Source organism: uncultured Rhodoblastus sp. (assembly GCF_903903185.1).
In the GTDB taxonomy this organism is placed as follows: Bacteria; Pseudomonadota; Alphaproteobacteria; order Rhizobiales; family Beijerinckiaceae; genus Rhodoblastus.
In genome coordinates, this window is sequence record NZ_CAIUXT010000226.1 from 40,640 (window position 1) to 55,628 (window position 14,989).

Here is a 14,989-nt window from a genome sequence, read left to right on the forward strand (position 1 = left end):
GGAGCCCGAACGCCTCAGAATTTCTTGATGTCGATGTTCTGCTTGCGCAAGGCGTAGCCGATCTGGCGCGGCGTGAGGCCGAGCAGGCGGGCCGCCTTGGCCTGCACCCAGCCGGTTTTGTCGAGCGCCTCGATCAGCCTTTCGCGTTCGCTCTTGCCGGGATGAACCACCGGACAATGATCGGGCGAGGGACATTCATGCGGCAGGCCTCGCTCCATCGCCTCCAGCGCATGATCGGCGCAAGGGCCGCCCAAGGCGCCTGACAGGGCCTCGGCCGGAAACGAGGACGCGACGAAATCGACAGGCGCCGCAGGCGGCGACGCCGCGACCGGCGCGGGCGCCGGAGCCGGGTTTGGCGCCGCTTTGACCGGAATGGCGACGATCGGCGGCAGAGTCGGTTGCGCCTGCGGATGCGGATGGACGCCGGTCAGGCCGTTATGGCCCTTCCACAACGTCGCCGACAGGCAGCAGCCCTGCCAGCAGGCCAGATCGGATTCGACGATTTCGTCACCAGCGGCAAGAGTCGCCGTGCGCTGGACGCAATTCTCCAGTTCGCGCACATTGCCGGGGAAGGCGCAATGCGCCAGCACCTCGAGCGCCTTGCCGGAGAAGGAATGTTCGATGCCGTTTTCCTTCGAAAAGGTTTCGAGGAATCGATTCGCCAGAATCCGGATGTCGCCGGGCCGTTCGCGCAGCGGCGGCGTGATCAGAGTGACGACATTGATGCGATAATAAAGGTCGGCGCGGAAATCGCCGCGCGACACCGCCTCTTCGAGATTGCGATTGGTGGCGCAAACGATGCGCACATCGACTTTGATCGTCTTCGTTCCGCCGACGCGCTCGAACTCGCCTTCCTGCAGGACGCGCAACAGCTTGGCCTGGAACGAAGAGGATATCTCGCCGATTTCGTCGAGGAAAAGCGTGCCGCCATTGGCCAGTTCGAAACGACCGATGCGCTGGTTGACCGCGCCGGTGAACGAGCCCTTCTCGTGGCCGAACAATTCGGATTCGATCACGCTTTCGGGCAGGGCGGCGCAATTGACCTTGACGAAGGCGTTCTTGGCGCGCGGCGAATTTTCATGGATGGCGCGGGCGAACAGTTCCTTGCCGGTGCCGGTTTCCCCGCGCAGCAGCACGGTGGCGTTGGAGCGCGCCGCGATCTCGACGCGTTGCAGCAGCATCCGGATCGCCGGGCTTTCGCCGATGATGAAATCGGATTTTCCGCGCGGGGTCTGCTGGCTCTGCGGCCGCGATTCGGTCAGCGCTTTTTCGAGGCGATGCTGTTCCTTGATCAGGCGGTCGCGATCGCGTGCGATCAATCCGTGCATCCGCATCGCCTGGCCGACCAGATTGGCGACCATGGTCAACAGGCGCACGTCGTCTTCGAGCCGGAAATCGAGCTTGCCGCTCCATTCGCGGTCCACCGTCAGCGTGCCCTTGGCGACTCCGTCGACCTTGATCGGCACGCCGAGGAAACTCACCTTGGTCATCGGCGGCAGCAGATGTCGATAGGCGGTGCCGGTGAAATATTGGTGGCTCGAAATATCCTCGATCACCAGCGGCACGCCGGTGGCTACGATATGGTCGATGACCTTCTGCGGCAGCAGCGTCTTGGCGCCGCTCGACGTGTCGGAGGAATCCGAGGAGGCGGTGATTTCCGGTTCGCCGTCGGCGTCGAGGGCAAGGATGAAGCCGCGCCGCATCTGCATGAAAGACGACAGCACGGCGATGACGGCGCCGAGCGTACGCTCCAGCGACTGCGCTCCGGTCAGGATTTTGGAGATTTCATAGACGCCCGCCAGCGCAACGTCTTTGTAGGCGGGCTCGAAGAGAATTTTGTCCGTTGAGGCCATCGCTCGGCTCCCGATCAATTGGCGTATTCCCGAATGATCGTCTTCTCCTCAGTCCATAAAAGCGGCGTCACGAACGGAAGGCGTCACATTCGTGCCCGGCCGGCATTGTTGCAAGCGTTACAACACCTGTCGCCATTTTCTCAGGATAGGCGCGGTTCGGGGTCTTGCATACGTCAAAAAACGAGCAAAACCTGCGCCATCCGCTCAATTTTGTCGCAATATGAACAAAAATCTTGCTCTTTTTGAATCGTTCAAAAACGGCAACGGTGTCGGTCGGCCTGGTCGGCGACAGCGTTTTCGCGCGACGCGGATTCCGGTTGTCCGAACGCGCTCCGGCGGTTTCAGCCTTCCGCGACCAGTCGGACGCCGACGTCGCGCGGCGCGGCGGCATAGGGCGCGGAGGTGACGAGAATATCGGCGCCGGCCCGCGCGTAATCGGCGGCGTTGCCGCTGTTGATCCCGCCCGCGGCGGCGATCGCCAGTGGTTTCGCCATTCCTCGGAGCCGTTGTTTCAGACGCGCGATATCCTCGGGCGTGAATTTTTCCGCCTGGATCACCTCGAAGCCCGCTTCGGCCGCGCTTATCGCCTCGTCGAGGCCGCAGGCCTCGATCACCAGCTTCTTTTCCGGGGCTTGGCTGCGCAGCCGCGCGGCGATCTCCTCCAGCGGGACGCCGGCGGTGAAGGCGAGATGTTCGGGGAAGACCAGTATGGTTTCCGACAGGCCGAGCCGATGCATGACCGCGCCGCCGGCGCGAATCGCGGCGACGGAGAAATCCTTGACCCCCGGCGTGTTCTTGCGCGTGCAGGCGACGCAGACGCCCGGCGCGACGCTGCGCGCGGCGTCGACGATGTCGCGCGTGGCGGTGGCGACGCCCGACCAGATTTCGATCAGCGTCTGCGCGACCTTCCAGCCGCGCAACAGCGCGCCGGCCGGGCCATTTGCCCGCAGGATCGGCGCGCCCGCCGCCAGCCTTTGGCCGTCTTCGCAAAATATTTCCACCCGCGCGCCGGCCATCTCCAAAATCGTCGCAGCCTCGTTCGCCAGCGCCACAACCATGTCGCCGCGCGCCGAAAACGCGATGGCGCCGGGCCGCGCGGCAAGGCCCAGCAGGTCGGTGGTCAGATCGCCATGGGGTGCGTCGTCGAACAGCAGGCGCTCGAGTTTTTCGCGCGAAATCCGGATCGGCATGGGGAGGCCCGTCTCCAACGAAATTTCGTTCAAACGAAGGTCTGGGCGGCGCGGGGCGCCCTCTTGCGGCGCTTTCGCGCCTGGCGGATCGCCTGGACCGTCGCGTCGGCAATGGCGCGGTTGCGGGCGTCGATTCCGGTCCATCTGGCGCGTCGGCCGCGCGGATCGACTTCCAGCAGTTTGACGCCGGCGGGGACGAATACGCCGTCGCGCGCCAGACCGCGCACCACGCCGTCGAGCGGCGCCGCGACCGTCTGGCCGTTCAGATTGCCGACGCCAAGGCCGCGAAACACCGGCGCGCCGATCTCGACCGGCGTATGCCAGACGCCGTCGCCCGGCGCATAGACGAAACGCTCGCCGCCGACGCCGCCGAGCGGGCTGGCGACGCCGTCGAAATCGTCGGTCGCGCCCTGTTCGACAATCGCGCCGGATCTGAGCGGCCGGGTCTCGACGGCGATGTCGCAATTGGCGCCGACCATGAAATTGGGGCCGAGGCCGACCGCGAGGCCAACATAATAGCGGAAATCGGGCGTGACATGGCGCTTCTGCATACGTGCGTCGATCAGAACCGGAATCCGGCGCAGCGCCAGCAGGTCGCTCAATTGCAGCGGCGTTACCGCGACGCTGTTCTCGTCGCCGATGATTTCCGCGATCTCCATCGCGGTTTCGGCGCGCCGGCCAAGCACGCCATCGATTACCGCGCGATCGTCGAACAGAGCGTCGTAAAAGGCCATCCCGCGGCGGATCACCGGCGGATAGGGATCGTGGCTCAGGAGGACGTTGAAACGCGCCTTGCGCAATTTGACGGCGACCGCCGAGGCGATTTCATTGGTTCCCAAAATGACGGCGAAGGGCTGCGCGGAACCCGCGAAAAAGGCCGCGAATTTCGATGCGCTCATGACCCGGCCCCTTCGCAATCATTTCGCCTGTCCCGGTCACAATCGCGGTCCGGAAATCCCGTACCGGGGCAAAGCAGAACTCGGGCCAGCGCAAAATTCGCTTATGGGGGCTAAATGGCGGGAAAATGGGGCTTTTCGTCGCTGCTTTGGCCGCAATCGACCTCAGTCTTGTTGGTGTTGGAACACGCCCTGTCGGCTAATTGTCAGCCCGTACGGGTGGTTTCGACGACCGCCTCGAAACCTTCGAACTGCGGAGGCCCGAGATAGAGGCCTTGCGTCTTCGGCGCGCCGGCGTGGGCGCGGCGGAAGGCTTCGGAACGCGTCCAGTCCTCGAAGGCCGCGCGCGTCTCCCACAAAGTATGGGAGACGAACAGCGTCGCGGCGTCGTCGCTCGCGCCTCGCAGCAGATGAAAGACAACGAAGCCGGGCGTGGACGGCAGGTCGCTCTGGCGACGGCGCCAGACTTCCTCGAAATCCGCCTCCCGTCCGAGGGCGACGCGAAAACGGTTCATGGCGATGAAGGTCATGTCGGCTTCCCGGAGCTTTTTGCCCGAAAAGTCGCGGACTTTTCGGAACCGAACAGGCGCTGAAATCTCAAGCCCGACGCGCCAGCGAGCGCAAGAAGCCCTGCGCGTCGTCGTTGAGTTCCATATCGACCGCCGGGGCCATTTTCAACAGCATATTGGCGACGAAAGGCTCGTCGTTGCGCGGTTCGGCCAAAGCCTCGCGCAGCACCGGCACATTGTCTTCGATGTGGACCATGAAGGCGACGCCTTTTTCGAGCGTCTCGCCCCATTTCTCGCGCGTCCAGCACGCCAGCGGATAGATGATTTCCTGCGGGAAGTTGCTTTTGCGCGCCTTCTCCAGAAAGCGCAGGCCGGCGCTCCAGTTTTCCTTGGCGCGCAATGGCGGCGGCGGCAGGTCGCCGAGCAGCATTTTCTGCGCCGCCTGTCCGACATGGTCTTCGAGCGTCGCCGGTTCGTCGATTTTCGACCTGAAACTCCACAGGGCCGGGGCGCCCGGAAAATCCCCGCCGAAACGCGCGATCAGCCCCGCCTCGACCTTGTCCACCGCGCCCTTGTCGCCTTTGAGCGCGGCGGTCATGCAGAAGGCGAACAGCGCGTCCTTGGCGACGTGAACCACGCCGCCGCTTTTCAATTGCGCGTCGTTGAGCGCCGGGGTGATTCCGTCGGCGGGGACCTGCGCCGCGCCGGCGCGCTGGGCCGTGATGAAGGCGGTGATTTCGAGCCAGCCGAGGAAATGCGCCAGAAACGCGTCGGGGTCGCCGTGCACCACGGCGAGATTGATCGCCTTCTTGCGTTTCACCAGTTCCGCGGTATCGGTCATGCCGGAGGGTTCCTTGTCGGGATTTTTCAAACTTCAGGGTCAGTCGCCGGTGATGACCACTTCCGGAATGGTTTCCTCGAGATCGAGGCCGTCTTCCTCCGCCAGTTCGACGCCGGTGACGCAGACATCGCCATCGTCGAGGACAATTTTAATTGGGGTCAGCGACTTGTTCTGGCAGGCGCCCGAGAAGCAGAAGCCGGTGTCGAGGTCGAATTGCGAGCCATGATGGCCGCAGACCAGGAAATTGCCGGCCTCATCCATGAATTCGCCGCTCTGCGCATCGAGACGCTTGCCGGCATGGGGACAGATGTTCTCGAAACCGTAATAATTCGAGCCCTTGCGGGTGACGAGGATCGGCCATGGTTCGCCTTCTCCATTGGCGCCGACGCGCTTCAGGACGAAGCCGCGCGCGTCATGGTCGTCGATTTCGAAAGTGCGGCAGATTGCGAACAATTCGTCCATGAGACCCGCTCCAAAGAGAAGAAAGTGACGCCCGACAAGCGACGCTGGCAAACGAAGTCGAGAGGGGGACTCCCGGCGTCGCGTGAACCGGCGAAAGCTAGAGCATTCCGAGTTCGAGCTTGGCTTCGTCCGACATCTTGTTCGGGTCCCACGGCGGGTCGAACACCAGATGGACTTTGGCGCCGGTGGCGCCGGGCGCGAGCAGAACGGCTTTTTCCACCCGGCGCAGCATTTCCCCGGCGACCGGGCAGCCCGGCGCGGTCAGGGTCATGTCAATGTCGATAGCGGCGGGATCGGCGATATCGACGCGATAGATCAGGCCGAGGTCATAGACATTGACCGGGATTTCCGGATCGAACACGGTGCGGATCGCATTGACGACGTCGGTCTCGAGATCGCCGGTCCATTCGGGCAGTTCCACCGCCTCGTCGCTGAAGGCGAGGGCAGCGTGAGGCCCGCCCGGATCCTCAAGGGCAAGATCTTCCGACGAAAGCGATTCATTCATGCGAACAGCTCCTTCACGCGGCGGAGTCCCTGGATGAAAATTTCGACTTCTTCATGGGTGTTGTAGAGGGCGAAAGAGGCGCGCGCAGTCGCCGTCAGGCCAAGCCGCGTCATCAGCGGCTGCGCGCAATGGGTGCCCGCGCGCACCGCGATGCCGCCGCGGTCGAGCAGGGTGGAAACGTCCTGCGCGTGCGCGCCGGCGACCTCGAACGTCACCAGGGCGCCCTTGCCGGGCGCGCGCCCGAAGATGCGCACTCCCCCCAATTTATCCATTTCTTCGGTCACATGGGCGAGCAGCGCCGATTCATGCGCCGCCACGCTCAATCGGTCGAGTCCCATCATATAGTCGAGCGCTGTGCCGAGGCCGATCGCCTCGACGATGGGCGGTGTGCCGGCCTCGAAACGATGCGGCGGTTCCGCATAGGTGATGCGGTCCTGAGTGACGTCGCCGATCATTTCGCCGCCGCCCTGATAGGGCTGCATTTGCGCCAGCAGCTCGTATTTGCCATAGAGAAAGCCAATGCCCGAAGGGCCATAGAGCTTGTGGCCGGTGCAGACGTAGAAATCGCAGCCGAGCGCCTGCACATCGACGATTTCATGCACCGCGCCCTGCGAGCCGTCGATCAGGACCTTGGCCCCGACTTCATTGGTGAGCCGCACGATTTCCGCCACCGGCGAGATCGTGCCGAGCACGTTCGACATATGAGTGATGGCGACGATTTTGGTGTTTTTGGTGAGCAATCGGGCGAAAGCTTCGATCTCGAACGAGCCGTCCTCGGCGACCGGCGCCCAGAGCAGTTTCGCGCCCTTGCGTTCGCGCAGGAAATGCCAGGGGACGATGTTGGAATGATGCTCCATTTCGGAGATCACGATTTCGTCGTCCGCGCCGATTTCGGCGCCGAGGCTCATGGCGACGAGATTGATCGCCTCGGTGGCGCCCTTGGTGAAAACAATCTCTTCGAGCCTTTCCGCATTGACGAAACGGCGGGCGGATTCGCGCGCCTTTTCGAAAGCGGCGGTCGATTCGCCGGACAGGAAATGCGCGCCGCGATGGACGTTGGAATAGGTCTCGGCATAGCCGGATAGAATCGCGTCGAGCACTTCCTGCGGCTTTTGCGCCGAGGCGCCATTGTCGAGATAGACCAGTGGCTTGTTGTAGATCTTGCGCGCCAGGATCGGGAATTTCGCTCGCTCCGCCAACACGTCGAAGGAGGGGAGGGCCGGGCTGACCGCCAAAGCTTTATTCGACATGGGAGGCCTCGCCGGCGTGACGCGCGAGCCATTTCCGCACCATTTCCGCAGCCGGAGCGCGCAAGACTTCATCGCCGATCGTGTCGAGCGCTTCGGCAAGGAAAGCCTCGACCAGCAGGGCGCGGGCTTGCGCTTCGGGAATGCCGCGCGCGCGCAAAAAGAACAGGGCGTTGGCGTCGAGTTCGCCCGCCGTGGCGCCATGGCTGCATTTGACGTCGTCGGCGAAAATTTCGAGTTCGGGTTTGGTCACGATTTCGGCGCGGTGCGACAGAAGCAGCGCCCGACTCAATTGTTTCGCATCGGTTTTCTGCGCCGCCTGCTCAACCTGAACGCAGCCCTGGTAGACGCCGCGTCCGGCGCCCGCCAGCACGCCGCGAAAGGTCTGTTTGCTCGCCGTATTGGGCGCGGCGTGCGTGACCACGGTAGTATTGTCGCAATGGCGCTTGTCGGCCACCAGATAGGCGCCGTCCATTTCGGCGAAGCTTTGTTCGCCCGCCAGTTTGAGCAGCGCCTCGTGGCGGGCGAAATGGCCGCCCTGCGACAGGTAGAAGCCGCGATAGGTCGCCTTTTCGCCGATTTCGGCGAGCGTGACGGCGGTCTGTCGGGCGGCTGCGGCGAAGTTTTCGAGCCTGATGTGCCTGAGGCTGGAATTCGCCGCGAGACGGAATTCGCTGACGATGGTCGCAAAACTCGGCGCGCCGTCATGGGATTCGAAAATGGTCGCGCTGGCGCCTTCTTCGAGCACGACGAGCAGCCGCAAATGGCGTCCGTCGTCGCCCTGGGTTTCGACATCGCTCCAGTTGAAGCGCAGATGCAGCGGCGTCGCCATGGTGACGTCCCTCGGCACATGCAGGACGAGGCCTTCCTCCATCAAGGCGGTGTTCAGATTGACGATCGGATGGTCTTGCTGCGGATTGATCTTGCCGATATGCGCGGCGACGGCTGGATCCTGCTGCGCCAGCGCCTTGCGCAGCGAAATCGCGCCCATTGCGCAATAAGAGGACAATTTATCGACCAGCACGCCGTTTTCGAAAGCCGCGAGGCAGGCGCCCGGAAATTCGGGCGGCGCATCCGCGTCGGCTTCGAGCTTGACGCTCTCATGCAGCGCCTTGGCGAGATCGGAATAGCGCCAGGCCTCAACGCGGCGGTTCGGCAGGCCGAGATGCGCGAATTTTTCGCCGGCCTCGCCGAGCAGGGCCCCGAGCCAGGGCGCGACGTCGGTGCGCCGCGCCTCCATGCTGGCGAGCAGATTGTCGAGCGACACGACTTTGCCCATGAAACCCTCACGCGGCTTTGTTGATGACGGCGTCGTAGCCATTTTCTTCGAGTTGCAGCGCCAGGCTCTTGTCACCCGACAGCACGATCTTGCCGCCCGAAAGAATGTGGATGACGTCCGGCTGGATGTAATCGAGCAGGCGCTGGTAATGGGTGATGACGAGGAAGGAGCGGTCCGGGGCGCGCAGCTTGTTGACCCCCTCGGCGACGAGTTTGAGCGCGTCGATGTCGAGACCCGAATCCATTTCGTCGAGGATCGCCAGTTTGGGCTTCAACAGCGCCATTTGCAGGGTTTCGTTGCGCTTTTTCTCGCCGCCGGAAAAGCCGACATTCAGCGGGCGTTTCAGCATGTCCTCGGAAATGTTCAGTTCCTTGGCCGCGGCGCGCACGATGCGCAAAAACTGGGCGGCGTCGAGTTCCTTTTCGCCGCGCAATTTCGCCTGGGCGTTCATCGCGGTCTTGAGGAAATTCATCGTCGAGACGCCGGGAATTTCGAGCGGATACTGGAAGGCGAGGAAAATGCCCTTGGCGGCGCGCTCCTCGGGCGAAAGCCCGGTGATGTCCTCGCCGAACAGGTCGATCTGGCCGCCGGTCACTTCATAGCCTGCGCGGCCGGCGAGCGTGTAGCTGGTGGTCGATTTGCCGGCGCCATTGGGGCCCATGATCGCATGGACCTCGCCCGGCGGCACTTTGAGCGAAAGGCCCTTGAGGATTTCCTTGCCGAACACGTTGACGTGCAGGTCCTTGATCTCAAGCATTATCCAACGCTCCCTTCGAGGCTGATGCCGACGAGCTTCTGCGCCTCGACAGCGAATTCCATAGGCAATTGCTGCAAGACTTCGCGGCAGAACCCGTTGACGATCAGCGCCACCGCCTCTTCGGTCGGAATGCCGCGCGAAAGGCAATAAAACAGCTGATCGTCGGAGATTTTCGACGTCGTCGCCTCATGTTCCAGAATCGCTTTCGGGTTGCGCGACTGGATATAGGGCACCGTATGGGCGCCGCATTTGTCGCCGAGCAGCAGGGAGTCGCACTGGGTGAAGTTGCGCGCGCCGTCGGCTTTGGCGTGGACGCTCACCAGCCCGCGATAGGTGTTTTGCGCGTGGCCGGCGGAAATGCCCTTGGAGACGATGCGGCTGGACGTGTTCTTGCCGAGATGCAGCATTTTGGTGCCGGTGTCGGCCTGCTGGAAATTATTGGCGATGGCGATGGAGTAGAATTCGCCTTTCGAACCGTCGCCGCGCAGGATGCAGGACGGATATTTCCAGGTGATCGAGGAACCGGTTTCGACCTGCGTCCAGGCGATTTTCGAGCGGTCGCCGCGGCAGTCGCCGCGCTTGGTGACGAAATTGTAAATGCCGCCTTTGCCGTTCTCGTCGCCGGGATACCAGTTCTGCACCGTCGAATATTTGATCTCGGCGTCGTCCATGGCGATCAACTCGACCACGGCGGCGTGCAACTGGTTCTCGTCGCGCTGCGGCGCGGTGCAGCCTTCGAGATAAGAGACGTAGGAGCCCTTGTCGGCGATGATCAGGGTGCGCTCGAACTGCCCGGACTTGGCGGCGTTGATGCGGAAATAGGTGGAAAGCTCCATCGGGCAGCGCACGCCCGGCGGGATATAGACGAAGGAGCCTTCCGAAAACACGGCGGCGTTCAGCGTGGCGTAGAAATTATCGGTCACCGGCACGACCGAGCCGAGATATTTCTTCACCAGATCCGGATGGGATTTCAGGGCTTCGGAAATCGGGCAGAAGATGACGCCGACTTTCGACAATTCCTCCTTGAAGGTGGTGACGACAGAAACCGAATCGAACACCGCGTCGACCGCGATCTTGCGCTGCTGGACGCCGGCAAGCGCCTCCTGTTCGTGCAGCGGAATGCCCAGTTTTTCATAGACGCGCAACAGTTCCGGATCGACGTCGCCGATGGTTTTCGGGCCATCGTTGTCGCTTTTCGGCGCGGCGTAATAATAGGCGTCCTGGAAGTCGATCTTGGGATAATGCAGCTTCGCCCAATGCGGCTCTTCCATGGTCAGCCAGCGCTTGTAGGCATCGAGACGATAGGCGAGCAGCCAGTCGGGCTCGTCCTTCTTGGCCGAGATGAAGCGGATGACGTCTTCGTTGAGACCCTTGGGCGCAAAGTCGGATTCGATCTCGGAGACGAACCCGTACTTGTATTTGCGGTCCGCGAGCTCTTGCAGGGTTTCCGTCTCTTCGCTCATGTCAGGGTTCCGACTTTGCTTGTGAAGGCCTGGATAACGCAGGCTTGCGGGAGCGCGCCTGCGCCGGAAACGACGCCGGCGATTGTGCGGCGCGGCGCCCGTCGCCATGGATGCAAGCGGGGCGCCATGGCCCGCCGCATCGCGGTTCTAGCCGGCGACTCCCGCCGCCAGTTCGGCGACGACCGGCCATCCGACCTCGCCGGTCGGATCGAGTTTTCTTAAACGGTCGAGCATTTCCTCGGCCTGTGGGCGCTCGTCGCGGCGCAGGCTGATGAAGGCGAGCGCCTTGAGCGTATAGAGCGCGAAACGCCCGGCGCCGTCGGGCGAGCCGGGCCGCGGCGTCCACAGGCGCCAGTCGGCGGGCCAGCCGGCCTGCCGCGCGCCCTCCAGTAGGCCGGCCTCGGCGGCGGCCCGCGCCTCGTCGAGATTGCCCTGATAAGTGTGGATTTTATAAAGACAAAAATAGGTCGGAAGCTGTTCCGGCGCGGCCGCCAGCGCGGCGCGAAACAACGCATCGGCGGCGGCGAAATCGCGGCGATAGGCGGCGACGCCCTGTTGCAGCAGGGCGTCGATCTCCTCGGGCAGGTCGCCGAAATTGATCGAGTCGGGTTCGGGAGCCGGAAAGGGGAGAATCATTTTGGGCCTTCGCGCTGCGCTGCATTGCCGGGGTCCGGTGCAAAAGCAGGGCCGGGTCGCTTCGTCGCGTTTCGGACAGGGGGACTGTGTCGGTAATGCGACGCAGAGTTTCCGGCGGTTTCGACTGTTTTTCAGGCGCCCGTGCGGCGCGGCCGACCGCTGGTCTTTATTTTGCATCGCAAAAAAGGCAGAGTGGGGGCTCGGTCGGCCGCGCGCTTTGCGTCTCGCGCCGGCTGGAAACCAAACCCAGTTCCAACCCCCTTGCCGACCCAATAGCTGAAAGGTCTTGCCATGACGGAAAAAACCTCCGACCGCATCCAGTCGATCATCGACGGCCAAGACGTGGTGCTGTTCATGAAAGGCGTCCCCGCCGCGCCGCAATGCGGTTTTTCCGCCGCGGTCGTTCAGGTGCTCAATGAATCCGGCGTCCCCTTCGGCGCTGTCAATGTTCTGGCCGACCCCTATATCCGCGAAGGCATCAAGGCTTTCTCCAACTGGCCGACGATTCCGCAGCTCTACGTCAAGGGCGAATTCATCGGCGGCTGCGACATCGTGCGCGAAATGGCGGCCTCCGGCGAGTTGACCCAGCTGTTCGCCGACAAGGGCGTCGAAAAGGCGCCGGCATGACGGAGTCATCGGCCCCGACCGTTTTCGACGTGCCGCAGGTATACAAGCGTCACGTCTTCGCCTGTTACACCCAGCGTCCCGCCGGTCACCCGCGCGGCTCCTGCGGCGAGTTGGGCGCCCAGCCGCTGTGGGATCGCCTGTCGCGCAAGCTTGAAGCCGAGCGTCTGGCAGATGTCGGCTTCACGGCGGCCGGCTGCCTCGGCTTCTGCCGCGCCGGACCGCTGCTGGTGATCTATCCCGAAGGCGTCTGGTATCAGCCGAAATCGGCGGAAGATGTTGACGAGATCATCGAGTCCCACCTCAAGGGCGGCGCGCTGGTCGAACGTCTGGTGATCGTGCCGCAGCGATGAGTTCTTGATAAAGAACTCAGCGCGGAAAACGGGCCGTCATTGCGAGCCATAGGGTGTCGAAGGACGCCCGTCTTCGACAGGCTAGGGCGAAGCAATCCAGACCCGGACTGCGGCCACTGGATTGCTTCCTCGCTAAGGTCCTCGCGTCGCTCCGCCGCGCGCCCCGTCACAACCCGGGCGCCTCCCTCTCTCAACCCCACCCCCTCACGGTGAGGAGCGCCGCCAGGCGCGTCTCGAACCACGGACAAGCGCATGAATCTGCTTGCGGACGAAGGCGTGAGGTGAAATTCCCTCGCTTAACGTCCTATTGCGATGACGGGAATCGGCTCAAACTGGTCTTTCAAGCTTTTCCCGCTACGTCCGGTACAACGTCGCCAGCGGACTTCCACGGCTTCCGTCGAACGCGTATTCGTGACCCCAAGCGGCCTGTCGCCAAACTTGCCCGCTTGGTCAAGGCGAGGCCTAGAGCAGCCGTTCGATGGAAACGCGCTATAGCGCGCCATGCGAGCCTTGTCGTCGCCGGACGACACCTTTGGAATGTCGAGTGCTTGACGTGGCGAGCGCGCCGCTGGCAACGGCCTGGAGCCTTGGCGGCGCGCGGCGCGCCATCGCGAGCGACGGCGAGACCTCACTCGCCGCGTATTCCTGGACGGGCGCAATTGTGTCCCCGTCGGCAGGGATCGATCTCGCGCATCGTCCTATCTGATTGAAATCGATGTTCAAACAAATCGGCAGTCTTTTGGCGCCGCGCGCCTCGCTCGTGCAACTAACTATAAAGTCGATAGATTTATTGACACGCCCCTCCGGCTGGGATCACTCTTCCGGCACTAGCTTCTTTACCGAGCGCGCGCATGTCTGCGGACCATAATGCTGCCAGCCTTCCCACACTCGATCTCTCCAGGTTTGACGCCGGCGCCGACGAAAAGCGCGCGTTTGTCGAGGAGCTGCGGCGGGTCGCGCGCGAGGTCGGATTCTTCTATCTGACCGGCCATGGCGTCGACCCGGAGCTGATCCGAAATGCGCTTGGCTTCTCCCGCCGCTTCTTCGACCTGCCGGAAGCCGACAAGCTGGCGATCGAGATGATCCATTCGCCGCGCTTTCGCGGCTACACGCGTCCCGGCCGAGAATTGACGCGCGGCGAGCCGGACTGGCGCGAACAGATCGATGTCGGCGCGGAGCGTCCCGCGCTTCCCGCCAAAGCGATCAAACAGCCCTGGCATCGCCTCCAAGGCCCCAATCAGTGGCCTGAGGCGCTTCCGGACCTGAAGCCGACGCTGCTTGCCTATCAGGACGCGGTCACGGCTCTCGCAATTCGCGTGCTGAGGACCTTCGCCGTCGCGCTGGATCAGCCGGAAGACGTCTTTGAGCCGATCTATACGCCCTGGCCCAACCAGCTCACCAAGGTCATCCGTTATCCCGGCCGGGGCGCCCGCGAGTCGAATCAGGGCGTAGGCGCGCACAAGGACGGCGGCTTCGTCACCATTCTTTTGCAGGACAAGGTCGCTGGATTGCAGGTCGAAGCCGAAAGCGGCTGGATCGACGCGCCGCCGCTGGCGGGAAGCTTTATCGTCAATATCGGCGAAATTCTGGAAATCGCCACCAGCGGCTTTCTGCGCGCCACTTTGCATCGCGTTGTTTCGCCGTCGGCGGGAAGCGACCGGCTTTCGATCGGCTTTTTCCTCGGCGCCCATCTCGATGCGCGCGTCCCCCTGCTCAATCTGCCGCCGCATCTGGCCGCGCTTTCTCGCGGCGTGACCCAGGATCCGCTCAATCCCCTGTTCAGCGAAGTCGGCCGCAACGTTCTGAAAGGCCGTTTGCGTTCGCATCCCGACGTCGCGGTGCGCCATCACGCCGATCTTCTCGCTCTCACCAGACCCCAGCACGAACCGGCATCCTTCTATTGATCGAACAGACTGCAACCAGGGAGCGGTCATGACGCGCCTCGTTTCTCATGCGCGAGCTCGCCGCCCGCTTCGCGTCGCTCGGGGAATGTCGCCGCCGACCGGCGGTCGCGCGCGCCCGCACGTCGTTGCAGGCGGAGGCGAAACGGCCCTTTCAAATCTTTGCATGGCTCGCCATTCGCGGGCCGCGACCCGCAAGGAACCCGAGCATGTCCGTGACGCCTCCCTCCCTCGAGCCGATCGGCGGCGAGGCGGCGGCTTTCGCCTTCATCGATCGCCTCAAGCTCTCCTGTATCATCTCGCCAATACCGGCGATGCGCCCAGCCTTGCGATCCATACGGGTTCAACCATCCATGCCAGCTCAATGCGAAGCAGCAGGCGGAGGCCGGCGTTACGTCGGGTCTTGTGCGCCTCTCCATCTGGCTCGAAGACCCCGACGACATCATTGCCGCCATCGCCCAGGCCCTCGAACA

General features: G+C 63.2%; 15 protein-coding genes. 3 read left to right on the forward strand and 12 right to left on the reverse strand.

Features of this window, described 5'->3' with window-relative positions:
• Window positions 1-14: 14 nt before the first annotated feature.
• The 12 genes from nifA to QZY01_RS20585 all read right to left on the reverse strand — a co-directional run bounded on the left by nifA (window position 15) and on the right by QZY01_RS20585 (window position 11,638).
• Window positions 15-1,853 (reverse strand): nif-specific transcriptional activator NifA, encoded by a 1,839-nt coding sequence (nifA, locus tag QZY01_RS20530; RefSeq protein ID WP_294540937.1) that lies wholly within the window; start codon window positions 1,851-1,853, stop codon window positions 15-17.
• 341 nt (window positions 1,854-2,194) lie between these two features.
• Entirely contained in the window at window positions 2,195-3,043 is an 849-nt protein-coding gene (modD, locus tag QZY01_RS20535) for a ModD protein (protein WP_294540939.1), read from the reverse strand.
• Window positions 3,044-3,072: 29 nt separating this feature from the next.
• Entirely contained in the window at window positions 3,073-3,942 is an 870-nt protein-coding gene (locus tag QZY01_RS20540; RefSeq protein ID WP_294540941.1) for a xanthine dehydrogenase, read from the reverse strand.
• Window positions 3,943-4,145: 203 nt separating this feature from the next.
• On the reverse strand, window positions 4,146-4,469 hold the full coding sequence (locus tag QZY01_RS20545; protein ID WP_294540943.1) for an antibiotic biosynthesis monooxygenase: 324 nt from the start codon (window positions 4,467-4,469) through the stop codon (window positions 4,146-4,148).
• Window positions 4,470-4,536: 67 nt separating this feature from the next.
• Entirely contained in the window at window positions 4,537-5,289 is a 753-nt protein-coding gene (locus tag QZY01_RS20550; RefSeq protein ID WP_294540945.1) for a hypothetical protein, read from the reverse strand.
• A gap of 39 nt (window positions 5,290-5,328) precedes the next feature.
• The gene (locus tag QZY01_RS20555) at window positions 5,329-5,751 is read right to left on the reverse strand and encodes a Rieske (2Fe-2S) protein (protein ID WP_294540947.1); all 423 of its coding nucleotides are present in this window, start codon (window positions 5,749-5,751) and stop codon (window positions 5,329-5,331) included.
• A gap of 97 nt (window positions 5,752-5,848) precedes the next feature.
• Window positions 5,849-6,256 (reverse strand): iron-sulfur cluster assembly protein, encoded by a 408-nt coding sequence (locus tag QZY01_RS20560; protein WP_294540949.1) that lies wholly within the window; start codon window positions 6,254-6,256, stop codon window positions 5,849-5,851.
• Entirely contained in the window at window positions 6,253-7,506 is a 1,254-nt protein-coding gene (locus tag QZY01_RS20565; protein WP_294540951.1) for a cysteine desulfurase, read from the reverse strand. The genes QZY01_RS20560 and QZY01_RS20565 overlap by 4 nt, the downstream gene beginning before the upstream one ends.
• Complete coding sequence (gene sufD, locus QZY01_RS20570) at window positions 7,496-8,782, reverse strand: Fe-S cluster assembly protein SufD (RefSeq protein ID WP_294540953.1); 1,287 nt, start codon at window positions 8,780-8,782, stop codon at window positions 7,496-7,498. Before sufD ends, QZY01_RS20565 begins: the two co-directional genes overlap by 11 nt.
• 7 nt (window positions 8,783-8,789) lie before the next feature.
• On the reverse strand, window positions 8,790-9,539 hold the full coding sequence (gene sufC / locus QZY01_RS20575) for a Fe-S cluster assembly ATPase SufC (RefSeq protein ID WP_294540955.1): 750 nt from the start codon (window positions 9,537-9,539) through the stop codon (window positions 8,790-8,792).
• Window positions 9,539-11,002 carry a Fe-S cluster assembly protein SufB gene (sufB, locus tag QZY01_RS20580; protein ID WP_294540957.1) on the reverse strand — a complete coding sequence of 488 codons (1,464 nt, stop codon included), beginning with the start codon at window positions 11,000-11,002 and terminating at the stop codon, window positions 9,539-9,541. Before sufB ends, sufC begins: the two co-directional genes overlap by 1 nt.
• A gap of 147 nt (window positions 11,003-11,149) precedes the next feature.
• Entirely contained in the window at window positions 11,150-11,638 is a 489-nt protein-coding gene (locus QZY01_RS20585; RefSeq protein ID WP_294540959.1) for a hypothetical protein, read from the reverse strand.
• Between the two features lie 291 nt (window positions 11,639-11,929).
• Here QZY01_RS20585 and grxD point away from each other — a divergent pair, with 291 nt between their 5' ends.
• From grxD to QZY01_RS20600, 3 genes are all read left to right on the forward strand, one after another.
• Window positions 11,930-12,265 carry a Grx4 family monothiol glutaredoxin gene (grxD, locus tag QZY01_RS20590; protein WP_294540961.1) on the forward strand — a complete coding sequence of 112 codons (336 nt, stop codon included), beginning with the start codon at window positions 11,930-11,932 and terminating at the stop codon, window positions 12,263-12,265.
• Complete coding sequence (locus tag QZY01_RS20595; RefSeq protein ID WP_294540963.1) at window positions 12,262-12,615, forward strand: (2Fe-2S) ferredoxin domain-containing protein; 354 nt, start codon at window positions 12,262-12,264, stop codon at window positions 12,613-12,615. The genes grxD and QZY01_RS20595 overlap by 4 nt, the downstream gene beginning before the upstream one ends.
• A gap of 851 nt (window positions 12,616-13,466) precedes the next feature.
• A complete protein-coding gene (locus QZY01_RS20600) occupies window positions 13,467-14,519 on the forward strand; it encodes a 2-oxoglutarate and iron-dependent oxygenase domain-containing protein (protein WP_294540965.1) in 1,053 nt (350 codons plus the stop codon).
• Window positions 14,520-14,989: the final 470 nt, after the last annotated feature.

Bases quoted from the DNA above. Each gene is read 5' to 3' on its own strand.
- nifA (WP_294540937.1), bottom strand. From the start codon at position 1,853: ATGGCCTCAACGGACAAAATTCTCTTCGAGCCCGCCTACAAAGACGTT.
- modD (WP_294540939.1), bottom strand. From the start codon at position 3,043: ATGCCGATCCGGATTTCGCGCGAAAAACTCGAGCGCCTGCTGTTCGAC.
- QZY01_RS20540 (WP_294540941.1), bottom strand. From the start codon at position 3,942: ATGAGCGCATCGAAATTCGCGGCCTTTTTCGCGGGTTCCGCGCAGCCC.
- QZY01_RS20545 (WP_294540943.1), bottom strand. From the start codon at position 4,469: ATGACCTTCATCGCCATGAACCGTTTTCGCGTCGCCCTCGGACGGGAG.
- QZY01_RS20550 (WP_294540945.1), bottom strand. From the start codon at position 5,289: ATGACCGATACCGCGGAACTGGTGAAACGCAAGAAGGCGATCAATCTC.
- QZY01_RS20555 (WP_294540947.1), bottom strand. From the start codon at position 5,751: ATGGACGAATTGTTCGCAATCTGCCGCACTTTCGAAATCGACGACCAT.
- QZY01_RS20560 (WP_294540949.1), bottom strand. From the start codon at position 6,256: ATGAATGAATCGCTTTCGTCGGAAGATCTTGCCCTTGAGGATCCGGGC.
- QZY01_RS20565 (WP_294540951.1), bottom strand. From the start codon at position 7,506: ATGTCGAATAAAGCTTTGGCGGTCAGCCCGGCCCTCCCCTCCTTCGAC.
- sufD (WP_294540953.1), bottom strand. From the start codon at position 8,782: ATGGGCAAAGTCGTGTCGCTCGACAATCTGCTCGCCAGCATGGAGGCG.
- sufC (WP_294540955.1), bottom strand. From the start codon at position 9,539: ATGCTTGAGATCAAGGACCTGCACGTCAACGTGTTCGGCAAGGAAATC.
- sufB (WP_294540957.1), bottom strand. From the start codon at position 11,002: ATGAGCGAAGAGACGGAAACCCTGCAAGAGCTCGCGGACCGCAAATAC.
- QZY01_RS20585 (WP_294540959.1), bottom strand. From the start codon at position 11,638: ATGATTCTCCCCTTTCCGGCTCCCGAACCCGACTCGATCAATTTCGGC.
- grxD (WP_294540961.1), top strand. From the start codon at position 11,930: ATGACGGAAAAAACCTCCGACCGCATCCAGTCGATCATCGACGGCCAA.
- QZY01_RS20595 (WP_294540963.1), top strand. From the start codon at position 12,262: ATGACGGAGTCATCGGCCCCGACCGTTTTCGACGTGCCGCAGGTATAC.
- QZY01_RS20600 (WP_294540965.1), top strand. From the start codon at position 13,467: ATGTCTGCGGACCATAATGCTGCCAGCCTTCCCACACTCGATCTCTCC.